Annotated in this window: 14 protein-coding genes; 5 read left to right on the top strand and 9 right to left on the bottom strand. The window is 73.0% G+C overall.

The window, feature by feature from the left end; translation table 11 throughout:
• Window positions 1-116: 116 nt before the first annotated feature.
• Entirely contained in the window at window positions 117-1,901 is a 1,785-nt protein-coding gene (locus IPH07_04760; GenBank protein MBK6916693.1) for a protein kinase, read from the bottom strand.
• 136 nt (window positions 1,902-2,037) lie between these two features.
• Here IPH07_04760 and hutH point away from each other — a divergent pair, with 136 nt between their 5' ends.
• Window positions 2,038-3,585, top strand: a complete 1,548-nt coding sequence (gene hutH / locus IPH07_04755; GenBank protein MBK6916692.1) for a histidine ammonia-lyase — start codon at window positions 2,038-2,040, stop codon at window positions 3,583-3,585.
• Here hutH and IPH07_04750 read toward each other — a convergent pair.
• Window positions 3,578-3,946, bottom strand: coding sequence for a response regulator (locus IPH07_04750; protein ID MBK6916691.1), 369 nt, complete (start codon window positions 3,944-3,946; stop codon window positions 3,578-3,580). The genes hutH and IPH07_04750 overlap by 8 nt on opposite strands.
• A gap of 38 nt (window positions 3,947-3,984) precedes the next feature.
• Window positions 3,985-5,421, bottom strand: coding sequence for a hypothetical protein (locus IPH07_04745; protein MBK6916690.1), 1,437 nt, complete (start codon window positions 5,419-5,421; stop codon window positions 3,985-3,987).
• A 228-nt stretch (window positions 5,422-5,649) separates the two neighbouring features.
• Between IPH07_04745 and IPH07_04740 the strand changes: the two genes are divergently transcribed.
• The 4 genes from IPH07_04740 (at window position 5,650) to IPH07_04725 (ending at window position 9,532) form a co-directional block, all read left to right on the top strand.
• A complete protein-coding gene (locus tag IPH07_04740) occupies window positions 5,650-7,881 on the top strand; it encodes a (Fe-S)-binding protein (GenBank protein ID MBK6916689.1) in 2,232 nt (743 codons plus the stop codon).
• An 86-nt stretch (window positions 7,882-7,967) separates the two neighbouring features.
• Entirely contained in the window at window positions 7,968-8,213 is a 246-nt protein-coding gene (locus tag IPH07_04735; protein ID MBK6916688.1) for a BolA/IbaG family iron-sulfur metabolism protein, read from the top strand.
• A 247-nt stretch (window positions 8,214-8,460) separates the two neighbouring features.
• Window positions 8,461-8,997 (top strand): sigma-70 family RNA polymerase sigma factor, encoded by a 537-nt coding sequence (locus IPH07_04730; protein MBK6916687.1) that lies wholly within the window; start codon window positions 8,461-8,463, stop codon window positions 8,995-8,997.
• Window positions 8,984-9,532 carry a hypothetical protein gene (locus IPH07_04725; protein ID MBK6916686.1) on the top strand — a complete coding sequence of 183 codons (549 nt, stop codon included), beginning with the start codon at window positions 8,984-8,986 and terminating at the stop codon, window positions 9,530-9,532. Before IPH07_04730 ends, IPH07_04725 begins: the two co-directional genes overlap by 14 nt.
• Before the next feature lie 36 nt (window positions 9,533-9,568).
• Here the strand turns inward: IPH07_04725 and IPH07_04720 are convergent, their stop codons facing one another.
• From IPH07_04720 to IPH07_04695, 6 genes are all read right to left on the bottom strand, one after another.
• Window positions 9,569-10,036, bottom strand: coding sequence for a hypothetical protein (locus IPH07_04720; protein ID MBK6916685.1), 468 nt, complete (start codon window positions 10,034-10,036; stop codon window positions 9,569-9,571).
• A 197-nt stretch (window positions 10,037-10,233) separates the two neighbouring features.
• A complete protein-coding gene (locus IPH07_04715; GenBank protein ID MBK6916684.1) occupies window positions 10,234-11,754 on the bottom strand; it encodes a VWA domain-containing protein in 1,521 nt (506 codons plus the stop codon).
• A complete protein-coding gene (locus IPH07_04710; GenBank protein MBK6916683.1) occupies window positions 11,751-14,003 on the bottom strand; it encodes an NAD(P)-binding domain-containing protein in 2,253 nt (750 codons plus the stop codon). The genes IPH07_04715 and IPH07_04710 overlap by 4 nt, the downstream gene beginning before the upstream one ends.
• Complete coding sequence (locus tag IPH07_04705; GenBank protein MBK6916682.1) at window positions 14,000-16,294, bottom strand: cyclic nucleotide-binding domain-containing protein; 2,295 nt, start codon at window positions 16,292-16,294, stop codon at window positions 14,000-14,002. Before IPH07_04705 ends, IPH07_04710 begins: the two co-directional genes overlap by 4 nt.
• Window positions 16,291-19,401 carry a hypothetical protein gene (locus IPH07_04700; GenBank protein ID MBK6916681.1) on the bottom strand — a complete coding sequence of 1,037 codons (3,111 nt, stop codon included), beginning with the start codon at window positions 19,399-19,401 and terminating at the stop codon, window positions 16,291-16,293. Before IPH07_04700 ends, IPH07_04705 begins: the two co-directional genes overlap by 4 nt.
• On the bottom strand, window positions 19,401-20,537 hold the full coding sequence (locus IPH07_04695; GenBank protein ID MBK6916680.1) for a serine/threonine protein kinase: 1,137 nt from the start codon (window positions 20,535-20,537) through the stop codon (window positions 19,401-19,403). The genes IPH07_04700 and IPH07_04695 overlap by 1 nt, the downstream gene beginning before the upstream one ends.
• Window positions 20,538-20,596 lie beyond the last annotated feature (59 nt).

The following is a 20,596-nucleotide window of genomic DNA, read 5'->3' as shown; positions in this document are numbered from 1 at the left end:
GCGGCGGTGGGCTGCGCACGGGCATGCCCGCCGCGCTTCCGTCCGCCACCATCGTGGCGCTACCTGGCCGTTTCTGCTGCGAGTCCGACACGATCGTAGATGGCCTCAAGCGTACATTATTTCGAAGGGAAAGGATCTTTCAGATCACGGGGGCCCTTGTGTGCAGGTGGGTCCTTGGGGGTCGAGGGCGCGTCGTCTTCGGGTCGACTCGGCGGTGTCGGCGGGGGATCGGCGGCGGCGGGCGCGGTCGCAGGCACGACAGTTTTGGTGCGATCCCGCTTGTCCGCGGCGCGACGCGCCTGCGTCTTGGTACGCTCGATCGACGGGTCCGACTTCGCGTGCACCGACGCGCGTGCGGCCGCGGGATCGAGGTCCGCCGCGCTCGGCATCGCATCGGCGTTCGCTGCCCCCGGCAACGCCGTCGGGCCGGCGCCCGCTGGCGCAACCGATCCGGGATCCGCGAGCGCGGGGCCCGGCACGGCGGTGACCGGGGTCGGCATCGGCAGCACCGCGGGGGTCAGCGCCGGCGCGGCGAGGATCGAGGCCTCCTGGGCCGGCGGCGACTCGGCGCCCGCGGCCTCGTCGGACGCGGGGCGACGCAGCCACTGCGCCACGCCGAAGGTCGCGGCCCCAGCGATGCACGCGGTCACCACTGCGGCGACCGCGGCCGTGCGCGCCCCCGCGCGTGCCGGCGGCGTCGGCACGGGCGGCGCAGCGACCACCGCCGCCGCGGGCCCGATCGCCGCGGTTGGCGGCTCGGGCGACCGCCCCTGTGCGGCGGGCCACGGCACGTCGGCGCGCGGCTCCAGCAGATCGACCAGCAGGTTCGAGCCGATCGCCTTCGTCGCGCGGCTCACCACCTCGACCGCTTCGCGATCGAGATCGTGATGCAGCGACGCGGCCAGGGAGCGCACGACGATCTCCGCCGACGCCGGCCGGGTCTCGCGATCCACCGCCATCAGCGTTTCGACCAGCTCGCCCACCCGCACCAACGCGGCGAGCTCGGGCTTGCGCGAGGCGAGCGTCGGCCGCGGGCCCCGCACCTGTAGCTCGAGGGTCTTGGCGACCTCGCGGTGATAGAACGGCACGGTGCCGGTGAGCATCTCGAACATCAGCACGCCGAACGCGTAGAGGTCCGCGCGCGCATCGACGTCGAGGCCCATCGCCATCTCGGGGGACATGTACTCGGGCGTGCCCAGCACCGCGCCCATGACGGTGATGCGGCGCGGCCCAACGCGCGCGATGCCGAAGTCGAGCAGCTTCGCGACCGGGTGCTGGGCGCCGCGTCGCGGCAGGCACAGGAACACGTTGTCGGGCTTGAGGTCGCGGTGCACCACGCCCTGCGCATGGGCGGCGGCGAGCCCTTGGGCGACCTGCAGCCCGATGATGCCGGCATCGATCGGCGAGAACGCGCCCTCGGCGTCGATGGTCTGCGCCAGCGAGCGGCCCTCGAGCAGCTCCATCGCGTAGAACGCCCCACCGCCCGGCAGCTCGCCGAAGTCGGTGATCTCGACGACGTTGGGGTGCTTGAGACTCGAGGCGACCTTGGCCTCGAGCAGGAATCGCTGCACGAGCTCCGCCGCGTCGAGGTGCTCGGGTCGCAGCACCTTCACCGCGAAGCGCTTGCCGATGAGCACGTGCGTGGCGCGGAAGACCACGCCCATGCCGCCCTCGCCGATCACCTCGTCGAGCCGATAGCGGCGATCGAGCACCTGCCCGAGCAGGCTGCGTGCGAACGCCTCGGCGGGCGCCGCGACGGGCAGCGTGTTGGCGGCCACCCGCGTGCGGAGGCGCTTGCCGTCCATCGGGCAGAAGCCTTCCTCGACCGGATAGGCGCCGCCGCACAGGGGGCACACCTTCATCGCGGTTGCTAGCCTAGTCGGGCCCCCGGCGGGGGTCAAACCCTGCCTTGGTTCCCAAGGCGGCACCCGGCACCGTCGCCGCCGTCGCGCGCGCGTCGGCTCGCGGCCCACGCGGCGCCGGTCCGGCCATCGCGATCACGTGGCACGCCGCGCATGGGTACACTGCCCGCGCCCCATGACCGACACCGTCGTCCTCGGCCGCCCGATCTCCTTGCTCGACGTGCTCGCGCTGGCGCGACGCGAGGCCAGCGTCGCCATCGATCCGGCCGCGCGCGAACACATCGCCGACACGCGGGCCCAGCTCGAGCAGGCGCTCGCGCAGGGCCGCACGATCTACGGCGTCAACACCGGCTTCGGTGCGCTGTCGGACACCTCGATCGCCGCCAAGGACACCCGCGCCCTGCAGCTGAACCTCATCCGCTCGCACGCGATGGGGGTCGGTGCGCCGCTGCCGGTCGCCAGCGTGCGGGCCATCCTCGCGCTGCGGGCCCACACGCTGGCGCTCGGGGCCAGCGGCGTGCGGCCGTCGGTGGTCGACGCGCTCACGCAGATGCTCGCGGCCGACGTGGTGCCGGTGGTGCCGTGCCAGGGCAGCGTGGGCGCCAGCGGCGACCTCGCGCCGCTGGCCCACGTCGCGTTGGTGTTGGTCGGCGAGGGCGAGGCGATCGTCGACGGCACCCGCATGTCGGGTGCGGCGGCGTTGGTCGGCGCCGGCCTGCAACCGGTCGAGCTGGCGGCGAAGGAGGGGCTGTCGCTCATCAACGGCACCCAGGTCACCGCCGCGATCGGGGCGCTCGGCGTGCTCGATGCCGCCGAGCTGGTCGCCGCCGCCGACATCGTCGGCACGCTCTCGCTCGACGCACTGCTCGGCACCGTCGACGCCTTCGATCCTCGCATCCATGCCGGCAAGCCCCACCCCGGCCAGCAGCGCACCGCGGCGATCGTGCGCGAGCTGATGGCCGGCTCGCCGCTGCGCGACTCCCATCGCGACTGCGGCCAGGTCCAAGACGCCTACGCCCTGCGTTGCATGCCGCAGGTGCACGGCGCCGCCAGGGGTGCGCTCGGCTACGTCGCGCAGACCCTGAGCGTCGAGATCAACAGCATGACCGACAACCCGCTGTTGCTGCCGGCACACGGCGGCGGCTTCGACGTGCTCTCGGGCGGCAACTTCCACGCCGGCAGCATCGCACCGGCGCTCGATCACCTCACCGCCGTGCTCACCACGCTGGCGACCATCAGCGAACGCCGCTGCGATCGCTTCATGGGCGAGCACACCTCGCGCGGGCTGCCGCCGTTCCTGGCCGCCGACGCCGGGCTCGAGAGCGGCTTCATGCTGGCGCAGGTCACCGCGGCCGCGCTCGCCAGCGAGTGCAAGACGCTGTCGATGCCAGCGTGCGTCGATACCATCCCGACCTCCGCGGGCAAGGAGGACCACGTGAGCATGGGCCCGATCGCCGCGCGCAAGCTCGCTGCGGTCGCGCGCAACGTCGCCTGCGTGCTGGCGATCGAGGCCATCGTCGCGGCAGCCGCAATCGACCTGCGCCCGGCCCCGACCAGCGGCCCGCTCCGTGCGGTGCACGCGGCGATCCGCGAGGTCGTGCCGCCGCACCGGGGCGATCGCAGCGGCGCGGCCGACATCGAGGCGCTGGCCGATGCAATCCTCGCCGGCCGCCTGCGTCGCGCCGCCGGGTTCGATCACGAGCTCGGCGGACGGCCTACGTGAGCGCCTTCTGGACCTTGCTGAGCAGGTCGTCGATCACGAACGGCTTGGTCACATAGAAGCGCGCGCCGAGGTTGATGCCGACGATCATCGTCTTGGGATCGTTCTTCGCGGTGAGGAAGATGACCGGGATCGGCTTGGTCTCGCCGTTGCCCTTGATCGCCTTCACGAAGGTCATGCCGTCGAGCCGCGGCATCATGATGTCGACGATGATGAGGTCGGGCTTGGCCGACTCCAGCGCCGTGAGCCCCGCGAGGCCGTCTTCGCAGCACTGGACCCGATAGCCGCGCGAACTGAGCGACTTCTCGAGCAGCGTCCGCACCGACGCCTCGTCCTCGATCACCAGGATGTATTCACCCGCCACGTTGCTGAGGAGATCATCGCACGCTTCGCGCGCGATCGTCAGGGGGTGGATGGTTTTGGGACGATCGCAGAGGCGGGCGGCCCATCGGCCGCGACGAGCTCGCTGGGTCGCTCGGCCTGCTCGGGCACTGCCATCTCGTGCAGGCGCAACACCCCGCCGTTGCGCCACCGACGCAGCTGGACCGACGTGAAGCGACCCGCCTGGGCATCGCGCCGCACCACCAGGTGCGAGCCGTCGAGCCAGCTGCCGCTGTTGGCATACACGACGTCCCCGAAGCGCTCGAGCGTGCCGCGGTGGCTGTGTCCCATCAACACCAACGGCACGCCGGTGACCTCGCCGACGCCCGCGGCGACCTCGAGCATGTCGCGGGCGACGTTGCGTGGACGCTTGCGCCGATGCTTGCGGACCGACAGCGCGATCGCGAGCGCGGAGCCCACCAACGCCCCGAGTACCGGCAGCCCGAACGGCCGCGCGGCCAGGGCCCCGACGATCGCGAGCGTGACCAGCATGACGACATGATCCATCGCCGTGATCGTCAGCAGCCCCGCGATGGTGGTGGTGGTCGGCGGTGGGGCCATGTTCTCGAGCGCCGCGAGGGCGCTCATCTGCAGGCCCGCGTTCTCGGCGACCTTGGCGAGCCGCTCCGCGTGGGCCTGCTTGCCGGCCTTGTCGACGCGTCCGGGCCCGGCCCACAGCGCGAGGATGCGCCCGGCGGTCCGCAGGTACAGCAGGATCACGCGCACGACGAAGCGCCAGCCGCGGGCCGCCGCCCAGCGCACGTAGTCCCGTGCGGTGAACTTGTCGGGCGCGTCGTAGTCGATCTCCGGCATCAGGTTCGCGAAGTTGCGAGTCGCGACCTCGGCGACGGTCTGGACCAGCTCGCCACCGCGGGTGGGCGACAACGCGGCCGGGGTCGCGCAGCTGGGATCGAACTTGTGACCGTGCTCGATCCACGCGCCGGCGGGGTCGCGCAGGAACCACCGCACGAAGCGCACCCGACCCGCCCCCAGCGCCGCGAGGTTGGTGAGATCGGTGCGGGTCGAGTCGGCGTCGTCGGCCGGGGACAGCCGCGCGACGATGGCTGCGCGCACGGCCGGGTACAGAAGCTCGGCGTCGTGGTTGCCGGTCACGAACACGATGCCGTGACCGGCGCCGAGGAACCGCTGCAGCGCGCCCTCGACCTCGGGGTGCGCGTCGAAGACCGCGTGCAGTCGCGCGACCGCGAGCGCCTCGGCGGCGAGCCCGGCGGCGCCCGGCAGCTCGATGTTCCAGAAGTCGATGAAGTCGCCGTTGATCACCAGCTGCCAGCGGCCGGCCCGCTGGTAGTGCTCGCAGAAGCGCGGGAACACCTCTTCGATACGCGACGCCAGGTGCACCGCCTCGCCGCGCATGCGCGGCTTGAGGTGGGATCCGAGGTGCAGATCGCTGATGAGCAGGAGATCCGCGGCGGTACCGGGGGCCACGCGCGCGTTCATGACGGCGTCGACGATCGTAGCAGCAACGCGCCAGGGTGTGCCCTGCGGCCACGCTCGACGTGGGCGATGCCTCGCAGACGGCGTCGGGCGGCGTCACGATGCGGATCTCCGGTGCGCGGGCCCGCCTGCATCGGTGCAGGCTGCGCCGGCCGAGCGTGCCGGCGCCGGACCGTGATACTAACAGCCCGTGCGGCGCGCGGTTGCACGCGTGTCGCCCACGAAGTCGCCATGAAGCAGCTCGCGTTCGTCCTGGTCGCCATCGTCGCGCACGCCGTGTTCGCGTACAACGTCTACCGCCTCGCGAAGGTCGTCAGCTACGGGCGACCGTCGAATCTCCAAGAGACCTGGGGCGAGCGCATCGCGAGCCTGATGACGTTCTTCTTCGGCCAGCGCAAGGTGATGGAGGAGCGCTCGAGCTGGCACCACCTCGCGATCTACTGGGGCTTCCTGGTGCTGACCGTCGCGAGCGTGGAGATGCTGACCTCGGGCCTGCTCGGCGACTGGTTCACCTTCGGCACCGTGCTCGGCGAGGGCCTCTACGGCTACATCCGCTGGGCGGTCGACGTCGCCAACCTCATCGTCTTCTTCGCGTTGATGTACGCGTTCTACCGCCGCCTCGTGGTCCACCCGCGCTTCGTGCCGGCCAACCTCGACGCGATGTTGATCCTGGGCGGCATCACCTCGCTGGTGCTCACGCACTACGGCCACCACGCGTGGGAGATGGCCGCGACCGGGGTGGCCGACCCGATGCAGCCGATCGCGCGCACGATCGGACAGATGATCGGCCTGTTCGAGGTCCGCGGCACCGCGGCGGTCGCCCAGGTCGACGCCCACTGGGCCCACGTCGCCAGCCAGGTGCACTGGTGGGGCCACGTGCTGATCCTGCTCGGCTTCCTCAACTACCTGCCGTTCTCGAAGCACATCCACGTGCTCGGCTCCGGGCCCAACATCCTGCTGCGCGATCAGGGCCAGCGGATGGTGATGCCCAAGCTCATGCTCACCGACGAGGAGGGCAACCCGCACTTCGAGAACTGGGGCGTCGGCAAGCTCGAGGACTTCAGCTGGAAGAGCCTGCTCGACAACTACGCGTGCACCGAGTGTGCGCGCTGCACCACCTATTGCCCGGCGTTCGCGACCGACAAGCCGCTGTCGCCGATGCATCTCATCCACGACCTCAAGGACGAGATGAAGTCGCGCGGCATCAAGCTGGTCAAGCTCGAGCGGCTCGGCAAGCAGCTCGGCGTCGCCGTCGACGCGCCCGCCCCCGGCGTGATGGAGCCCGCCGAGGGCCTGCCCGGCTGGGACGAGTTCAAGGCGCGACAAGACGCCTACGAGGCCAAGAAGAACGACGCGGCCGCCAAGCCGGTGGTCGATCGCATCGAGGCGCTCAAGGCCGAGCTCGCCGGCATGGCACCGCTGGTCGGCGGCCGCATCAAGGACGAGACCCTGTGGGCCTGCACCACCTGCGGCGCCTGCCAACAGGTGTGCCCGGTGTTCATCGACCACCCGCTCAAGATCGTCCAGATGCGCACGCACATCGTGCTCAACGACGAGGGCGGCACGCGGGTGCCGGCCGGACTGTCGCGCGCCTTCCAGAAGATCGAGGCCGCCGGCAACCCGTGGGGCCTGCCGCAGTCACAGCGCATGGCGTGGGCCAAGGACCTCGCGGTGCCGACCCTCGAGGACAACCCCGACGCCGAGTACCTGCTCTTCGTGGGCTGTGCCGGTTCGTATAGCGACATCAGCAAGAAGGCCACCCGCGCGCTGGTGCGCTGTCTGCAGGCGGCGAAGGTCAGCTTCGCGGTGCTCGGCGAGCAAGAGAAGTGCAACGGCGACACCTTGCGCCGCGGCGGCAGCGAGATGCAGTTCCAGATGCTCGCCAAGGAGAACGTCGAGCTGTGGAACTCGCTGAAGGTGCGCAAGGTCATCGCCAGCTGCCCGCACTGCTTCCACACCATCGCCAACGAGTACCCGCAGTTCGGTGGGAACTACGAGGTCATCCACCACAGCAAGCTCATCGCGCACCTGCTCGACAGCGGCAAGCTGAAGCTGGTGAAGCCGCTCGAGCAGCGCATGACCTACCATGACAGCTGCTACCTCGGCCGCTGGAACGCGACCTACGACGAGCCGCGCGCGGCGATCGCCAAGGCCACCGGCCAGGCAGTCGTCGAGCTGCCGCGCAACCGCGAGCACGGCTTCTGCTGCGGCGCCGGCGGAGCCCGCTTCTGGGACGAGGAGCCGCCGAGCAAGCGCGTGAACATCAACCGCGCCAAGGAGATCGTCGACGCCGGCGTGACCGCGGTCGGCGTGGCGTGTCCGTTCTGCAAGACCATGGTCAGCGACGGCGTGAAGCACTTCAACAAGGACGAGCAGATCGAGGTGCTCGACATCGCCGAGATCGTCGAGCGCGCGCTGCCGCCGGCGCCGAGCCCAGCCCCCGCGGCCGAGGTGTCGCCGTGATCGCGGGCGATCGCGGCGCGGCGCTGCACGACCTCGTGGTCGAGGCGCTCGCCCCCGCCGTGCTCGAGGTCGTCGACGAGTCGCACATGCACAGCCGCGGCGCCCAGAGCCACTTCAAGCTGGTGGTGGTCGCCGACGGCTTCGCCGGGCAGACCTTGGTCGCACGCCACCGGGCAGTCCACGCCGCGGCCGCACCGCTGCTGCAGCCCGGCGGCATCCATGCGCTGGCAATCCACGCCTACACCGTGCAGGAGTGGACGCAGCGCGGCGGCGCCGTGCCAGCGAGCCCGCCCTGCCGCGGCGGCAGCAAGCACGAACGCTCGCCGGGCTGACGGCGCCGTCACGATCGGCCGTCTTCGGCCTATGTCGAAGGAGCGCCCCGCACCAGCCGCGGGTCGCACGAACCCGGAAAAGGACCCCGACCAATGACCCGCAAGCACTGGACCCTCCTCGCCCTGCTCTTCACCGCCGCCCTGCCGGCCGTCGCCCACGCCGCCTTCGAGCTCGGTGGCTGCTGTGACGACTGCGGTGGCACCTGCGGCTGCTCCTGCTGCGAGTGATGGCCCGACCCGGTCGCGGATGATGGACTCCGCCGAGCGGCGCGAGCTCTCGCGGTGGATGGCCCGGCTCGCCGATGGCGATCGCGAGGCCTTCACGCCGCTGTTCGATCGCCTTTGGCCGTTGCTGCGGGTCTTCACGACCCGCGCGCTGCGACACGCCGCCGATGCCGACGACGTCGCCCAGCGCGCGTTGGTGTCGGTGTTCGCGCGGGCGTCGGCCTACGATCGCGACCGCGATGCGCTCGCGTGGGCGCTGGGCATCGCCGCCTGGGAGTGCCGCACGCTGCGGCGCGCGCAGTCGCGGCGACGCGAGCAACCGCTCGCGCCCTGCCACGACGCGCCCACGACGGCCGCCTCGCCGGAGCAGCGCCTGCTCGACGACGAGCTCGCGTCCGCATTCGCGGCCGTCGTCGGCTCGCTCGCGTCGGCCGATCGCATCGCGCTCGGGCTCGACGACGACGCGCGCGGACCGGCCTCGCCGGCGCTGCGCAAACGCAAGCAACGCGCGCTGCTGCGGCTGCGCGCCCTGTGGAGTCGAGTGCATGGCACGCGCTGACGATGATCTCGAGCTGCGCGCCCGAGCCCGACGCGCCTACGAGCGGGCGCGCCTGCGGGCGGCGGTGCGCTCGACCTGGCCATTGGCGGTGCTGCTGTCGATCTGCGTGCTGGCGGGCGCGCCCGCGTTGCCATCGCTGTCGATCGCGGCGGTGCATGCCGTGGTGGTCGTGGTGCTGCTGCATCGCGGCGGCACCGCGGCGCAGGCCGTCACCACCGGATGGCTGGCGGGCTCGCTGCCGCTGCTCACCGCGCTGGTGAGCTGTCGCGTGCCGCACGCGTGCACCCACGGCAGCTGCGCGAGCTTCTGCATGCCGGCGTGCATGGCTGCGGCGACCGTGGCGGGCATCGTGATCGTGCGGCGGACCGCGGGGCGCGGCGTCGTGACGACGGCGGGCGCGGCCCTCGTCGCGGCGCTCACGGCCAGCATGGGCTGCGTCGCGGTCGGCCTGGCGAGCGCGCTGGCGGCCCTCGCCGGCCTGCTGCTCGTCACGACCCCGGCGCTGCTGCTGGCGGCGTCACGCCGCGCGCCCTGAGCTGGTTCGGTCGCCGGTCGCGGCGACGCGCGCGGCTCAGGACGACATCGCCACAGCCGCGCGCGCATAGGCGAGCGTGCGGCGACCGTCCTCGAAGAAGACGTTCATCTTGCCTGGGCTCGGGAACGACTCGACCACGCCCTGTCCGAACTTGGGGTGCTCGATGCGCTCACCGGTCTGGTAGGTCTCGCTCATCGCGTAGTCCCGCACCGGCAAGTCGAGGTTCGGATCGATGAGCGGCGCCTCGGCACGACGCGGCGCGGCGACCTTCTTGGTGGTCTTCTTGCCGCTCGCGGTGCGGGTCGCGGTGCGCTTGGGCGCTGCGGCCGGTGCTGCCGTCGCAGCCGCGGGGTCGTTGGGCGATCGCTTGAAGCGATGGTAGCCCTGGCAGAACTTGCACTGCACCTTGGTGACCTTGGTGCCGTCCAGCGCGACGATCACGTGCCAGGTGTCGCCACACTTGCCACAGACCCCGAAGATGTCCTTGCCGACCGACAGTTCCATGCGAAGGCGGTCATCCTAGTCGTTCCGCCGTCGCGGGGGCACCGCAACCACGCGCACGCCACAAACCCGGCGTGCACGCGCATGACGGGGGGTTTTGGTTGCGCGTGCGCTCCGTGTGCCGCGGGCCGCTCCGTTCACCGCCTCGAACACGCACGCGGCGGTTGACAAAGCGCGCTCGCGGCCGACGTCGCGCCGGCCTACAGGCCGAAGTCGTCGAGCTTGTCCGCGTTGGCGCGGACCTGTCGCTTGCCGTCGAAGGTCTCCGACGCCGCGGTGGGCTCGGGCGCGTTCGCAGCCGCGTTGCCGAAGCCGCGCTCGGCGTCGTCGAACGCATCGAACTGCTGCTGGAACTCCGACTGCACCTTGGGTGCTGCGGCCGCCGGTGCCCGTGACGCGGCCTCGGTCGCGCGCGAGCGGATGCGGCCGCGGTTCTTCGACAACGTGTCGCGGGCCGAGGCCAGGTCGCCGGCGGCGAACTGCTCATTGGCCAGCGCGAGCGCGGCGGCGGTCTCGGAGCGCGCGAGCCGGGTCTCGACCAGCGGGTCGAGCGGCGACACCTCGGCGGCGTCGCGGCTGAGGCGTGCGACCAGCTCGCCGTCGCACGAGCCCGGCTTCGACAGCGCCAGGTCCTGGTAGCTCATGCGGACGTTGGCGACGGGTCGCGCCCCCACGTCGCCACTGGGCACGCGCAGGCGCAGCAGCACCGTCTTCTCGTCGCCCGACGAGAAGCTGCCGAACGGCACCGTCACACGGTCGCCCCGCTGCTCGAACGCGCGATCGAAGACCTGCTCGACGGTGACCCCCGGCGCCAGCGCGATCTCGACCGAGGCGTTGCTCGCGCCGGTGGTCACGAGACTGCGCAGCTCGTCGTCGAAGATGCGCGGCAGCCCGGCGGGATTCTCGACGAAGTAGTGTCGACCGTTGCTGGCCTGCGACAGCGCGAACAGGACCTTCTCGTTGTAGTCGACGTCGACGCCGATCGACGACACCGCGGTCTCCATGCCGCGCGCGCGCTCACCGAGCCGGCGGAAGCCGTCGACGTCGCGCACGCCGGTGTTGGCCTCGCCGTCGGACAGCAGCAAGATGCGCTGCACCGCGCCCTCGGGGCCGCGCGCCAGCAGGTCCATCGCGGTCTCGAGCCCGCACGACACGCAGGTGTTGCCCTGCGCATCGATGCCGCGCAGCGACGCCAGCGCGAGCTCGCGGTTGCTGCTGTCGATCCGCGTCGGTGGCAGCACCACCTGCGTCGAGGTGTTGTAGCCGACCACGCTCACACTGTCGCCGTCGCGCAGCCGGCGGATCATGCCGGAGGCGGCCGCGAGCGCGTTCTGCATGCGCTGGCCCTGCATCGAGCCCGAGCGATCGAGCACGATCGCGAGGTTCACCGGCGCGGGCGTTGAGCCCGAGGCCTCGGCGTTGGCGGTGACGTCGAGGAACAGATAGGTCTCGTTCTCGCGACCCGCCGCCAGCACGGCGTGCCCGAGGCGGCCCTGCATCATCAGCGTTGCGCCGGCGCTGAACTCCGCGGTGCCACCCTTGAGCAGGCTCGCGAGCGATTGCGGATCGCCGCCGCCGGCGGGCGGGGTCGTTGCGCCCAGCACGGCCGCGGCCCCCGGCGCGCCCGGGCCACCACCGCCGACCGGGGCCAGCGCCCACACCGAGACGCTCGACAGCGCCATACCCACGAGCGACAGGACGAATGCGGTGCTGAGCTTCACGGCGGGGACTCCTGGGTGCGCGAACCCGGCGTGGGAACGCCCGGGTCGGAGCTTCGATCTTGGCGGATTTCGGCGCGCAGGGCCCCCGAAAACACCATCGTGCGGTGACCGGACGCCGGCACCGGGCCGGCCGCGACCACGGTTCGGTGGGCCAGCGGTGGGGCCGGGGTCGGATCCGCCCCGGTCGCCGGGCCGGCCTCGGGGTCGACCCGACGCACGCCCATCGCCGCCAGCGTGTCCCAGGGCGGCAACGAACCGATGAGGACCAGCAGGCGGTCCCACGGCAGCCACGTGCCCGCGCCCGCGCCCGCGAGGCCGATCGCCTCCGGCGTCACGGCGGTGATCTGCTGACCGAGCCGCAGCGCGATGCGGCCGCTCGCGACCAGCCGCTGCAGCTCGGCGATGTTGCGGGCCTTGCCGCGGGTCATGCCCTCGCCGCGGTGCACGATGGTCACGGTGGTGCCGCGCTGGTGGGCCAGCGCGATCGCGGCCTCCATCGCGACGTCGCCCAGCCCCGCCACGACCACGCGTTGGTCGATGAAGCTGCGCGCATCGGCGAGCCCATAGTGCACGCGATCGAGCACCGCGTCGGGCAGCTCGACCGGCAGACGTCGCGGGGTCCCACGCTTGCCGATCGCGACCACCACACGGCGGGTGTGCACGGTCGCGGCCACGCCGTCGTGCAGGGTCTGCACCGCGAAGCCCCCACCCTGCAGCGGCGTGACCGCGGTGACGCGGTGGTGTTCGGCGACCGGCACCGCGCGTGCGCGGACGATCCGCAGCCAGTGGCCGAGCAACTCCTCCTTGCTCGACTCCTTCAGCCACAGATCACCGATGAGGGGGATCGACAGCGGCTGGTCGAACACCAGCTTGCCGCGGGGGAACGAGCGCACGCTCTCGGCCACGCTGCCCTGCTCGAACACCTGCAGCGAGAGCCCGTGCCGCATGGCCTCGAGCGCCGCCGCGAGCCCGGCCGGGCCAGCGCCGATCACGACCACGTCGAGCCGGCTCGGATCCCGCGCGCCACCGCGGGCGAGCGCGGCCGCGCAGGCCCGCATGGCGTGGGCGCCCTGATTGATCGCGTTGCGGATGAGCGGCAGCCCGGTCAGATCGCCGGCGAGGTACAGGCCCGGCACATCGCGCGATTGCAGATCGGCATCGAGGGCGATGCGATCGGCGGCCGCCTCGCGGTCGGTCACCACCAGCGAACCGTTGGGGCAGCGTTGCTCGCACAGCGTGAGCCCGCAGCAATCGGGCGCGCGCACGACCTGGGCCACGTAGTCGCGCAGCTCGAGCACGTCGTAGGGGCAGGCATCGACGCACGCCGAGCAACCGATGCAGGTCGATGCGTCGACCAGCGGCAGCCGCACGCGCTCCGGTGGCGCGACCTCGACGCGGGCGCGGGCGACCGCGCGCAGCCGTCGCAGCGCGAGCGTCCGCAGCAGCGCCCACGTGAGCAGCCCGGCCGCGAACGCGAGCCCGGCGGCCCACCACCACGGCGCCAGCGCAGTGTCGCGGCGCGGCGCGACCGGCTCCTGCACGAGCGCGCGGCGGGCCAGCTCCCACGCGGTCAGCCGCTCGCGCGCCGATCCCAGCGCGCCGAACGTGATGCCCTCGAGGCTGCGATGCTCGTCGAAGCACGCGGTCGGCCGCGCAGCACCAAGCTGCGCCTGCCCGCCCAGCAGGCAGCGCGCGATGGGATCCCGCGGCGCGTCGAGGTCGTGGCACCCGTCGCAGACCCCGACCGCGATCACCGGAACCCGCGTGGGTGGTAGCCGCGGTGGCGTGGGCGAGAGCACCAGCTCGCGCTCGTCGCCGGGGCCATAGCGACGCACACGATCGCCGTCGAGCTCGACGCCGCCCTCGTCGACGTGGATCCGGTGGCAGCGCTGACACGGCAACGCACCGCGCTCGACGACGCCGCGGTGGCCACGACGGGCCGACGGGTGCGGCCCGTGGCAGCCGACGCAGGCCGCGACCATCGGTTGCTCGGGCGCACCGTGGCACGCCCCGCAGGCGAGTGCAGCCTCGCGGTGCGGCAGCGCCAGCGGGCCGGGGCTGCGCAGCGCCGCCGGCTCGTTGCCGAGTGCGACCACCAGCACGGCCGTGACCGCCGCAATCGCAGCGCCGATGCCGACCCCGACCATGCGCGTCACGTCGCCGTCGCGCTGCACCCGGGGCGCGACCCGCCGACGACCGGCGAGCAGGCGATCGCGGCTCGACCACAGCGTCGGATCGGCGTCGCTCACCGGCCCACCGCCACCAGCACGTGGATCGCCAGCAACGCCAGCAGCACCGCCTGCGCCAGCACGTGCAGCGGCAGGAAGCCGCGCACCAGCGCCGTCAGACCGCGCCGCAGCGGCAGCGCGCGCAGCTCGACGACCACGCGCACCAGCTCGTCGAGACCGATCAGCTTCTCGCGCCCGCGCCCCTGCAGCATCGCGTCGACCCGTCGATGGACCCGCGCTTCCTCCTGCGCGAGCGAGCGGCCGCCGAGCAGCAGCCCCAGCGCACCGAAGGGATTGCGGGCGTACGGCACCAGCACGCGCTGCGCGATCGCCCGCACCAGCTCGCTGCGACCGGAGCCGGCGCGGAACAACCGATCGACCAGCTCGCCGCGTCGGCGTGCGAGGTCCTCGGGCAAGGCACCGTCGCGCTCGATCCGGGTCAGCCGCGCGGGCACCCAGGCGTACGCGAGCGCGCCGACCAGGCCGCTGGCGAACGCGGCCCAGAACGCAGCCGCCAGCGCGCCCGCGGGGCCGTCGGGCAGCGCGAGACCGGCGTGGCCGAGCACCGCCGCCGGCGTCAGCAGGCCCAGCGCGACGTGCAGCCGTGCGAGCGGCCGCACCCGCGAGCGCGGGGTGCCCTGGGCGACGCCGGCGAGCTCACGGCGTCGCGATCGACGGTGCACGAACAACCGCACGCTGCGCTTGACGAGCGCGTGCATCGCCAGCAACAGCATCGCGATCGCGGCCGTGATGCCGGCGGTGAGACCGGGCCCTGCCCCGGCCTGCCAGCGCCCGCTGTCGTGCAACGCCTGCGCGAGCATCGACGCCGCGATCGCGACCGCAGCGATCGCCACGCCGCCGGCCGCGGCCCACGGCAGGCGACGACGCGCACGCCCGCCGGCGCCGGCGGTACCCAGCACGCTCGCGACCTCGTCGACGTCACGGCTGGGATCGAGCCGCAGGATCGCGCCGGTCGGGCACATGCGCACGCAGCCGGGCTCGTCGTACTCGCGGCACAGATCGCACTTGGTCGCGATGTCGGCGGACAGCGCCGCGGCGCGCGGACCCGCCGGCCGCGGCGCGATGCGGATGTTGTCCCACGGGCACGCCTTGGCACAGCTGCCGCAGCCGGTGCACAGCGCCTCGCGGATGAAGACCTCGCCGTGGGGGTCGCGGCCGATCGCGCCGGTCGGGCAGTCGATCATGCACGCGGGGTTCTTGCAATGCTGACACGAGTTGGGCAGCAGCAGGCTGCGCGGCGCCTCGCCCAGCACCGGCAGCCGCGTGACGACCTTGTCGCCGCGACGCACCAGCCGACTCTCGCCGTGCAGCGCGGCACAGGTCCACGCGCAGTGACCACAGCGCACGCAGGTGTCCTGATCGATCACCAGCAGCGAGCGCGCCATCTGCATGCGGTACAGATCGCGGAACACGTGCTGGGTCGAGCGCGCTGCGGCGGCGCCGACGACCTCGCGCTGCTGCGCGCCGCGGGTGGCCGCGACCCGCGAGAACTCGCTGCGCAGCGCGGGATTGCGATCGACCACCGTGCGCAACACCGCGGCCGGCACCCGCAGCGCGACCACGGCCCCCAGCGCGACCGCAACCACGGAGCGTGCCTGGCCGGAGAGCACGTCGTCATCACCGAACGCATCGCCGCGCCCGAGGTAGGCCTTGACGTGCATGCGCTCGTCGTCCTCGGCGTGCAGCTGCACGAGCCCGTCGCAGATGAGCCACGCGGCCTGGGCGTCCTCGCCGACGCCGAAGATCCGCGCGCCGCGTTCGAAGCGATCCCACTGCACCGCATCGACCACGAGATCGAGGTCGTCGTCCGACAGCTGGCGACCGAAGGCCTGCTGCCGCAGCAGGTCGACGGTCGCGCGACGGGCCAACGCTCGCCGCTCCCGCTCGACCCCGGCGGCGGCGCTGCGACCCGACCCGCGCAGGAACAACGCCGCCGGGATCTCGAGCACCCGCACCGGCTCGAGCGCGACCGCGCTGGCGCGGCGCGGCAGGCCCAGCAGCGCGTCCTCGCCGATGGTGTCGCCGGGCGCGGCCAGCCGTAGACGCGAGGGCATTGCGTCGCCGCGTCGCGTGCATCGCAGCTCCACGCGACCCGCCAGCAGCAGCGCGATGACGTCGCCGCCATCGTGCTCGGGCCACAGCGTCGCGCCGGCGACGAAGCTGCGCACACGGGAGGCCGCCGCGATGCTCGAGCGTGCGAGAGCATCGAGCTCGCGCAGCAGCGGCGCGCGCCAAGCCGACTCCGGAATCTCCGGCGACGCGGGCTCGGGCGCTGCGACGGTCTCGCTCACGGGATGCTCAGACGCACGCGGTGGAGCTCGACCACCTCGAGCCGCGCCAGCATCGCACGGGTCACCAGCGGGCCGGTGCCCGGTCGCTCGCCACGGGCCGCCATGCGGGCCTCGTAGTCCGCGAAGGCCTTGACGAGGAACGGCGGGAACGCGCGGAACAGCAGCCGCGCCTCGACGCTGATCGGCCCCGACACCTCGCCCAGCGGCAGCTCGTACGTGAAGCGCAGCGGCACGCCGGGCGGCGCCGAGCGGGTGTCGATGATCGCGTCGGGGGCCTTGAGCACGCCGCGGGTGGCGTCGAGCGCCCCGACCGGGAAGAACGTCTCGAAGAACTTCTCGGGCTCGCCCAAGTTCGAGATGCACTCGCCGGTGTCGGCGTCGTAGTTGCCATCCGCGAAGCGATCGGCGCGGTGCAGGCCCTGGCCTGGCCCGGGCTGGCAGCGACCGAAGCCGTCGATCTCGCCGATGCACGTCACACAGCGCAGGAAGCCGTTTTGCAGGTTGATGAGCCCGCGCCCGCGCACCACCGTCGCGCCCGTCAGCGGCGAGGGATCCCACAGCGGCACGTCGGGACCGTCGACCACGTCGGCACCGAACATGCCGAGCGGGCGGCCCTGCGCGTCGAGCAGACCGTCGTCGACGTTGACGGTGCGAAACAGCTTGTCGCGCAGGTCCTCGTCGTCGGCGTCGACGCGCCCGACCTCGTACAGCACGCGGCCGCCCTCGTCGCGCACCACCAGGTGCACCCAGAACTCGCGCTCCTGGCTGAAGCCCGCCGGCACCCGGTGCCCGGCGCCGACGTTCTCGAGCACGACCGGGATCTCGAGGGTGGCGCCCAGGCGGCGCGCGTCGGGCAGCTCGAAGCGGAACGTGTTGCCGAGCAGGAGATCGCGGCGCTGCTTGGCGCCGCGCGGGATGCCGAAGGCGTCGAGGGTCGGATCGTCGACCAACGTCTGCGGGAACGCGTCGGCCAGCGGCACGTCGACACCGCTGAAGTAGTGCGGCGCGACCTCGGCGGGGCCGCCCGACGCGGTGGCGACGAAGCCCTGCGGCGCGAAGCCGGGCGGCCGCGGCACGAACGCGGTGCCGCTCGGACACGCGCGCGCGATCGCAGTCGCGCCGGCGCCCTGCTGCGCGAGCGTGGACTGGGCGTCGTCGACCGGCTCGCAGACCCCCGGAAACGCGCTCATGTGGCAGTCCTGGCAGCTCGCAGGCTCACGGCCGGCACGGCGCTCGTCGTCGGCCCAGCTGCGCCACTCGGAGTAGGCGTTGCGCAGGCGCTTGAAGTGCTCGCCGCGACGAAAGCCGATCGCGTCGGTGCCGAACAACCGCACGTCGTGGCAGCTGCCGCAGAACTCCGACGACGCGAGATAGGCCTTGGCACTGCCATCGGGGCGCGCGTGGGCGCCGGTCGGCACCGCCGCGGCCTGCGTGCCGGCCAGCAGCAGCTCGCGGGGATCGAGGGCGTAGCCGCTGTTGCCGATGCCGAAGCTGCCGAGTGCGTCCTCGGGGCGCGCGCCGAAGCGGATGCCGCTCTTGGTCGAGACCCAGTCGGGGTTGCCCTCGTAGCCGCCGCGGGCCTCCTCGCCGGGTCGCACCGGCCCGTGGACCTGGTGGCAGAAGCGGCACGAGATACCGTCCATCGCGGCCGGCGAGAGGATGTCGACCAACGGTCGGCGGCTCGGCGACACCGCGGCGAGTCCGTTCCACGGTGGCACGCGGCGCTCGAGGTTGTCCGACGGTGCGTGGCAGTTCACGCACCACAGCGCGCCGCCCGAGCCCGTCACCGGCAGGCCGGTCTCGCGATCACGGCACGCGGTGCGGTCGTCGATCGGCCGTAGCAGACCCGCGCCGTGCTCACAGCCGAACTCACGCCCGCCCTGCTCCTGGATGAGGATCTCGAGCGCCTGGAACAGCGGGCTCTTGACCGAGTGCGCCATCACCGAGCCGTGCCACTGCGCGGTGTGATCGGGGTGGCAGGTGGCGCAGTCGTCGGGGTTGGTCTCGCTGCTCGACAGCGGCGCACGCTGGCGCACCTCCGGCGCCGCGGCCGACGGCGGCGGCGTCACGTCGCGCGAGAGCTCGCGGCCGGCGTAGACCCCCGCGAACAGCGGCAGCGCAGCGAGCACCCACCACCCCCGACCGCCACGCGCGGTGGCCCGCACGGCCGGGTTCGCGGGGGTCGGCGCACCGGGGGCCGGCGTGGGCTCGGCGCGCGCGGGCGCGGGCTCGGCGAGTCCAGGCATCGCTGCCGCTCGGCTCGACGCAGCGACCGGCATCGCGGCGTCGCGCAGCCCCGATGACGCGAGCGACGCGTCGCCCGATACGACCGCCGCGCCGAACGACGCCTGCGGTGCGGCCTCGCCGAGCAGCTCGCGCAGCCGCGAGGCGATCGCGGCGGCGTGTCGCGGTCGCCGGTCGGCGTCGGCGTCGAGCATGCGCAGCACCAGCGCGTGCAGCCCCGGCGGCAGCGCAGCGGCGGCCGCCTCGGGCAGCGGTGGCGCGCCGACGCTGGCCTGCTGCTCGAGCGCACGCCGCAGGCCCAGGCCCGCGAACGGGTGCGTGCCCGCGAGCATGCGGTAGAGCACCAGGCCCAGCACGTAGCGATTGGCGGCGTGATCCCAGCGCGCGCCGGCGGCCTGCTCGGGCGCCGACCACCGCGAGAGCTTGCCGCTGTCGTGCGCCGCCGCAACGGCGCTCGCACCGACCGCGACGCTCGGCGCATCGTCGCAGGCGATGACCGCCCGCGGCGGCGCATCGCCCTGCACGGTGATCTGGTCGAGGGATAGCGCGCCGGGGAACACGTCGCGGGCCTCGGCCCAGGCCAGCGCGTCGGCGAGGTCGTGCGCGAGCCCGCAGGCCACGCGCCAGTCGATCGCCGCGTCGCCCGGCAGCCACGACGACAGCGGGCGCTCGAGGACCCGCTCGAAGCCGACCGCATCACCCTCGTCGCCGCGCTCGCGCAGCCCGAAGCCACCGGCCGCGACCAGCTCGCGCATCGCTGCGATCGCGCGCTCGGATGCCCGCGGCACCCACCACACCGTGCACACGCCGTCGCGCACGACCCGTGCGACGCCGACGCTGCGAACGGTGGGCTCGGTCTGCATCACGGGCGGACGGTCGCGGGGATCGTGGCGGGTGAGGTGCTGGCGGTCGGCGTCGCGAGCTGCGTGCGCACGACGTAGGTGATGCCAGCCGCGGCAGCGGTCGCGGCGACGATCATCGCGATCGCCCAGCCGGTGCCGATCGTGCGCGGGCCCGCGGCGCGCTCGACCAAGCCGATGGTGTCGGCGATCCGCGGGGTCGAGTCGCGTGGGCGCGTGGCTGCACGGGCCGGCGCGGGCGCGGTGACGCCGGGCACCACCGTGGCGCCGGTGCGCGTCGCGGGCTCGTTCGCCGCCGGCAGCAGCGTGCGTCCCCCGGGCATGACGTCGGTGCGGAAGTCCTCGAGCACCATCAACACCGCCGCCGCATCGGCCGGGCGCGCGTCGGGCTGCTTCTCGAGCAGCTGGTACACCAGGCGCTCGAGCCCGCGGGGCAGGCCCGCGCGGGCCTCGTCGGGCAGCGCCGGCGCAGCGGCGGTGCACTGCAGGTTCAGCAGCTCGCGCGGCGACGCCGACTCGAACGGCGCGCGCCCGGCCAGCATCTCGTACATCACCAGGCCCAGGCTGTAGAGGTCCGAGCGCGCGTCGACCCCGGTCGCGTCGATCTGCTCGGGGCTCATGTACTGCAGCGTGCCGACGCTGTGGGTGGTGGTCTTCGACAGCGCCTGCATGACCTTGGCGATGCCGAAGTCCATCACCTTGACCTGCCCGTCGGGCATCACGATGACGTTCTCGGGCTTGAGATCGCGGTGCACGATCGGCGGCTGCTGGCGGTGGGCGGCGCCCAGGGCCGCGGCCATCTGCGCCGCGATGCCCACCACCTCGGCCCACGGCAGGCGCCCGCGCTGGGTCAGCACCTCGCGCAGCGTGAAGCCCGAGAGGAACTCGAGCGCCATCACCAGCTCGCCCTCGATCTCGCTGCAGGACAGCGCGCGCACGATGTTGGGGTGATCGAGGCTGGCGAGGATCGTCATCTCGTTGAGGAAGAGCCGCCGCCCCTCCTCGGAGCGCGCGAGCTCCGGCCGCAGCACCTTGAGCGCGACCCGGCGCTTGCTGAGGCGCTCCTCGGCCTCGTAGACCTTGCCCATGCCCCCCTCGCCGACCAGGCGGCGCACGAGGTATTCGCCGATGCGATCCATGTCGAGGCGTCCTTCCTACGCACAGCATCGCAAATCGAGCTGACCTGCGGCGGTCGCCA

Source organism: Deltaproteobacteria bacterium, from assembly GCA_016709225.1.
In the GTDB taxonomy this organism is placed as follows: Bacteria; Myxococcota_A; Polyangia; order Nannocystales; family Nannocystaceae; genus Xiheibacterium; species Xiheibacterium phototrophicum.
This window is presented reverse-complemented; position numbering and strand designations above follow the sequence as displayed.